This window comes from Paraburkholderia sp. LEh10 (assembly GCF_017814945.1).
Classification (GTDB): domain Bacteria; phylum Pseudomonadota; class Gammaproteobacteria; order Burkholderiales; family Burkholderiaceae; genus Paraburkholderia.
The window spans coordinates 1-4,261 of sequence record NZ_JAGIPX010000163.1; the positions used below are offsets into that span (position 1 = coordinate 1).

Below are 4,261 nucleotides of genomic sequence, written 5' to 3' on the forward strand. Positions count from 1 at the left end.
ACGATCGTCACGTGGTAACCATCCTTGACCAGGATGTCGTGGACGGCCCGCCAGCCGGAGCCATCCACCAGTGCGCCGTGCACAATGACCACATCTTTCGCAGCCGCCTTCGCCTCGGCGCGAAGCATCGTAGCGCCCATGGCAATCAGGGCGGTAATGGCCCCCGCTGTGCCCGCTCGACGGCAAACATGAGCGTATAGCTCCATCGACACCGAGGTCCACATGTACTCGCATATTCTCGTTCCGATTGACGATAGCCAGACCGCCGTGCGAGCGTTCGACGCCGCACGGAAACTTGCCGGTGAGACTGGCGCGCAATTGCAACCGCTCTATGTTGTCGCGGCTCCGTTGATGGCTTACGACGCGCCCGGCCGTGACCATGGCATCTTACGCGACGCTTTCCTGCATGAAGGGAGGACCCTGACGAAGGAAGCGCTTACGTTAATGGACCGCGATGGGGTGCAAGGCAGTCCGCGGATCATTGAGCCCGAAAAGCCCGGCGATGACATTCCGCACTGCATCCAGCGCGCGGCCCATGACTTTAAAGCCGACCTCGTCGTTATGCGCACGCATGGCCGCAGTGGAGCAAGCCGGTTCATGCTCGGCAGCGTGGCAGAACGCTTCCTACGTATCGCCAGGTGTCCTGCACTGCTGATTTCCGCGCATATTGCCGAGAAAGGCAAGGACGACAAAGAGGCCGCCGAACTGGCCAGACCCGTATCATAAGCTGCCTGACTCAGCGCGTAACTGGTTTGATTGCGGCATGTCACGGGGCTGTCCCGGTGTCGCTTCGTCGGTTAACACTGATCGTGAGATCGATGATGGTCATCCGGGTCGACAGCGGGTGTGCCGCGCGAGATATCCGGCAGAATGTCGATGAACCCGTCGCCGACGTGAAACCACCAAGGCTGCGTATTGTGGCTGTTGGCGGCAAGCGTCGCATAGCGGATGAGGTCACTAAAGTTCGGCGGCATTGTCAGAGCGGCAGGCAGGCGCGTTCGTATTCGGCCATCGCAGGCAGTCGTGCCGCCTGCCAGCAAGGCGCCGCCGGCGCCGACGAAAAAAGTTCGCCTGTTTATGCCAAATTCTCGTACGTTGTCGCGGCAGCGGGCAACGGAAAATTCGCAATGCAAATTTGGACTGCGAGTCCGATGGCCCCCGGCACGGACCCATCCCGCACAGTGCTCGACCAAAGACTTGCTGAAAACGTGCACGATGACACGCAACTCGGCACGCATCAATCTGAGTCAATTGCGGTCGGCTTGAGTTCGGGCCCTTGAAGCAGGTCCGTGCAGGCGGGCCGCTCACTCTTGCGCGCTGTACATTTCGAAGTCGGTCATCTTCGGTATTTGATTTGTATCAAGCGCCGGATGACCCGGTGGTACAGGATGGGATTTTCACGAACCGGAAGGTGATCCATGGACGAACAGATCAAGGAAAAGATCCTGTCATTGCTGGATCAGCACCGAATCATGACGATTGCCACGCTAAGGCCGGACGGCTGGCCGCAGGCGACCACCGTTGGGTATGTGAGCCAGGGACTGACGCTTTACTTCCTTTGCGGTCTGGAAAGCCAGAAGGCCGCCAATCTGGCCCGCGACGACCGGGTATCGCTCACGATCGACCACGACACGTCAGATCTGATGGCGATTACCGGTTTGTCGATGGCGGCGCACGCACAACCAGTGACCGATCGCGCCGAAGCAGAGAAGGTCTTGCGCATGCTTCCACTGAAGTATCCGGACATGCACGCGCTGCCAATGCCAATGCCGTCTCCTGACGAAGTCCGGATATTTCGCGTGACTCCGACAGTCATTTCGGTGCTCGATTATTCGCAAGGCTTCGGGCACACCGATCTTTGCACTTGCTAATCTCCTTCCATATCACAAACGCAAAATCAATGACGCGGTGCTCACATCGTAGCCCCAGGTGGGCAGCCTGCGCCGAAGCGGGCTGCCTTTATGCATTGATCGTTTTTGTGATCGGCTTCGCCTTCGGAGCGATTCCCGTCCTGCTGCTTGTGCCGCTCCTGGGAGAGACGGCAGCCGTATCGCTCGAAGCGCCATTCATGCTCGCCGCGAGTTGGAACGTGTCGCACCGGAGCGCGAAAAAACACGACATGCTGACGGATACCAACGAGGCGTTGCTGATGGGCGCAATCGCCCTGGTCATATTGACGCTTGCGGAGTTGTGCATTGCCGTACTCCTGTTTAGAAGGACTGTGCTCGAGTACTTTGTCGGCTTTTGGGATCAGTGCCCGGCGCGATCGGCCTCGCAGGCCAACTTTGCTTTGCAAGCTTTCCATTTCTGCAGGCGAGCGGTAACCGAATCGGATCGAGCAGGTGAACGCGATTGCAGCCGGCCAGGATCGCAACGCCGAATTGGCCGAACCGCTGAACTGCCATGCTCACGATTACTGGTCAGCCTAAAGAACATATGCAGTTGACACGTACATGTCCGTTCTCGGAGTAGATGCGCCACTCAGACGTCCGCGGCGATCTACCTACGAATGGCCGTAGCTGGCCGATCAAGTGAGGTCGCCAACGGGCGCTAATCGGCACTCCAACCGACCCCGTCCAGGGATCGACCGCCGCCGTGCTCCCGAGTTAATCAGTCTCTTGACGGACATCCTCCCTGCGGAGAACGGTCAAGGCGATGGTGTCGAACGATGCAAAAATCAACACTTCTCTCGAAGCCGTGATGCAAATCTGGCGGCGGCAGAGTGCCGGGGCGGCTGTGTTGATCGTCGATAAGGCGAGCGTTAGAAGATCGAACGCCCCGTGTACGTGGTGAGCCACTCCAACGCCATCACCCCCGCCAGCGAATTGCCATTGGTATCCAGCCCCGGCGACCACACGCACACGGCCATTTCGCCCGGCAACAACGCGACGATCCCACCGCCGACGCCGCTCTTCGCAGGCAAGCCGACACGATAGACGAAGTCGCCCGCTGCATCGTAGGTGCCGCATGTCAGCATCAGCGCCGACAATCGCTTGGCCGAACTCGCATCGAGAATGCGTTCGCCCGTCGACGGCACGACGCCGCCGTTGCTCAGATAAAGCGCTGCTTGTGCAAGCTCGACGCAACTCATCGAAATCGCGCACTGACGGCAATACGCATCGACGACGACTTCGGGCGGCATCTCCATGTTGCCGAAGCTCGCCATGAAATGCGCCATCGCGCGATTGCGATGCGCGTGCTGCAATTCGGACTCCGCGACGCGCATGTCATAGTCGATCGACGCTTCGCCCGTGACGCGCCGCATGAACTCGACGAGCGCCGTCTCCGCCTTCACGAAGCGGCGGCTCAACACATCGGTGATGACGAGCGCGCCTGCATTGATGAAAGGATTGCGCGGCTTGCCTCGCTCCGATTCCAGTTGCACCAGCGAATTGAATGCCGTACCCGACGGCTCACGGCCGACGCGGTGCCACAAGTCGTCGCCGAGCAGCCTGAAGGCCATGGTGCACGCAAACAGCTTGGAGATGCTCTGAATCGAAAAGCGCGTGTCGGCCTGTCCCACGCGATAGACCTCGCCAGACGTCGTGACGACGGCCATGCCGAAGCTGTTCGCGGGCACATTCGCCAGTTCGGGAATGTAATCGGCAATACGCCCCTTATCGAGCCAGGGCTGCAAGTCGGCGTGAATCTGTTCGAGGATGCGGAAATAGTCCATCGAGGCTGTCGGTGAGTGAAATCCATACGATGTCGTACGCATCGATGGCTCGACAAACGCAAAGCGGATTACGGCACGCGTGATCCGCTTTCACGGTCTGCGCACAGAGCGGCGATACGAAGCGAGCCCTATTCTGCACTGAAAATATTTCAGCCGTGCGCTTTAGCGCGCCGACATCCACTCCTCGCCGTGCAAACCGCTCGTCGCGTATTCGGACGCTTCGCTGACTCGGGTCGCATTGCGCTCGTCGAGATACGCCGAGCGATAGCCCGTATGCACGCCCCAGTAATAGAAAATCAGCGAGAACACGATCACCACCAGCATGTCCCAGCCGTACGGCAGCATGCCCAGCCCGCCGAACTGCTTGCTGCCGATCAGCGACAGGATCGCCATCACGGGCAGGTAAGCCACCAGCCACCACGCCGCCTTGAGGTCCTGGTTGAAGCCACCAAAGCCCGACTTCGCCTGGAAGTAGAAGAACACGGGAAGCGCGACGATCATCAACAGAATGATCTCGCCCGTCAGCGGCCACTTCGCCCAGTACAGGATCAGCGAAGCGCACACGAATGCGAACGGCGCGATCAC

Annotated in this window: 5 protein-coding genes and 2 pseudogenes; 4 read left to right on the plus strand and 3 right to left on the minus strand. The window is 59.6% G+C overall.

Features of this window, described 5'->3' with window-relative positions:
• Positions 1-224 (minus strand): annotated as a pseudogene (locus J8I87_RS45555) (hypothetical protein); the annotation flags it as partial.
• Here J8I87_RS45555 and J8I87_RS43440 point away from each other — a divergent pair.
• The 4 genes from J8I87_RS43440 to J8I87_RS43455 all read left to right on the plus strand — a co-directional run bounded on the left by J8I87_RS43440 (position 223) and on the right by J8I87_RS43455 (position 2,446).
• The gene (locus tag J8I87_RS43440) at positions 223-726 is read left to right on the plus strand and encodes a universal stress protein (RefSeq protein ID WP_209938765.1); all 504 of its coding nucleotides are present in this window, start codon (positions 223-225) and stop codon (positions 724-726) included. The pseudogene J8I87_RS45555 and the gene J8I87_RS43440 sit on opposite strands and share 2 nt — an antisense overlap.
• A 92-nt stretch (positions 727-818) precedes the next feature.
• On the plus strand, positions 819-1,280 hold the full coding sequence (locus J8I87_RS43445; RefSeq protein ID WP_209938766.1) for a hypothetical protein: 462 nt from the start codon (positions 819-821) through the stop codon (positions 1,278-1,280).
• A 138-nt stretch (positions 1,281-1,418) separates the two neighbouring features.
• Complete coding sequence (locus J8I87_RS43450) at positions 1,419-1,871, plus strand: pyridoxamine 5'-phosphate oxidase family protein (RefSeq protein WP_209938768.1); 453 nt, start codon at positions 1,419-1,421, stop codon at positions 1,869-1,871.
• 107 nt (positions 1,872-1,978) lie between these two features.
• Positions 1,979-2,446, plus strand: a complete 468-nt coding sequence (locus J8I87_RS43455; protein WP_209938769.1) for a hypothetical protein — start codon at positions 1,979-1,981, stop codon at positions 2,444-2,446.
• 315 nt (positions 2,447-2,761) lie between these two features.
• Here J8I87_RS43455 and J8I87_RS43460 read toward each other — a convergent pair whose 3' ends face one another.
• Together J8I87_RS43460 and J8I87_RS43465 are read right to left on the minus strand one after the other, a co-directional pair.
• Positions 2,762-3,676, minus strand: coding sequence for a glutaminase (locus J8I87_RS43460; RefSeq protein ID WP_209938771.1), 915 nt, complete (start codon positions 3,674-3,676; stop codon positions 2,762-2,764).
• A gap of 162 nt (positions 3,677-3,838) precedes the next feature.
• Positions 3,839-4,261 (minus strand): annotated as a pseudogene (locus J8I87_RS43465) (amino acid:proton symporter); the annotation flags it as partial.

What these genes read in the sequence shown, in the direction of transcription:
- J8I87_RS43440 (WP_209938765.1), top strand. Translation starts at nt 223, where the DNA reads ATGTACTCGCATATTCTCGTTCCGATTGACGATAGCCAGACCGCCGTG.
- J8I87_RS43445 (WP_209938766.1), top strand. Translation starts at nt 819, where the DNA reads ATGATGGTCATCCGGGTCGACAGCGGGTGTGCCGCGCGAGATATCCGG.
- J8I87_RS43450 (WP_209938768.1), top strand. Translation starts at nt 1,419, where the DNA reads ATGGACGAACAGATCAAGGAAAAGATCCTGTCATTGCTGGATCAGCAC.
- J8I87_RS43460 (WP_209938771.1), bottom strand. Translation starts at nt 3,676, where the DNA reads ATGGACTATTTCCGCATCCTCGAACAGATTCACGCCGACTTGCAGCCC.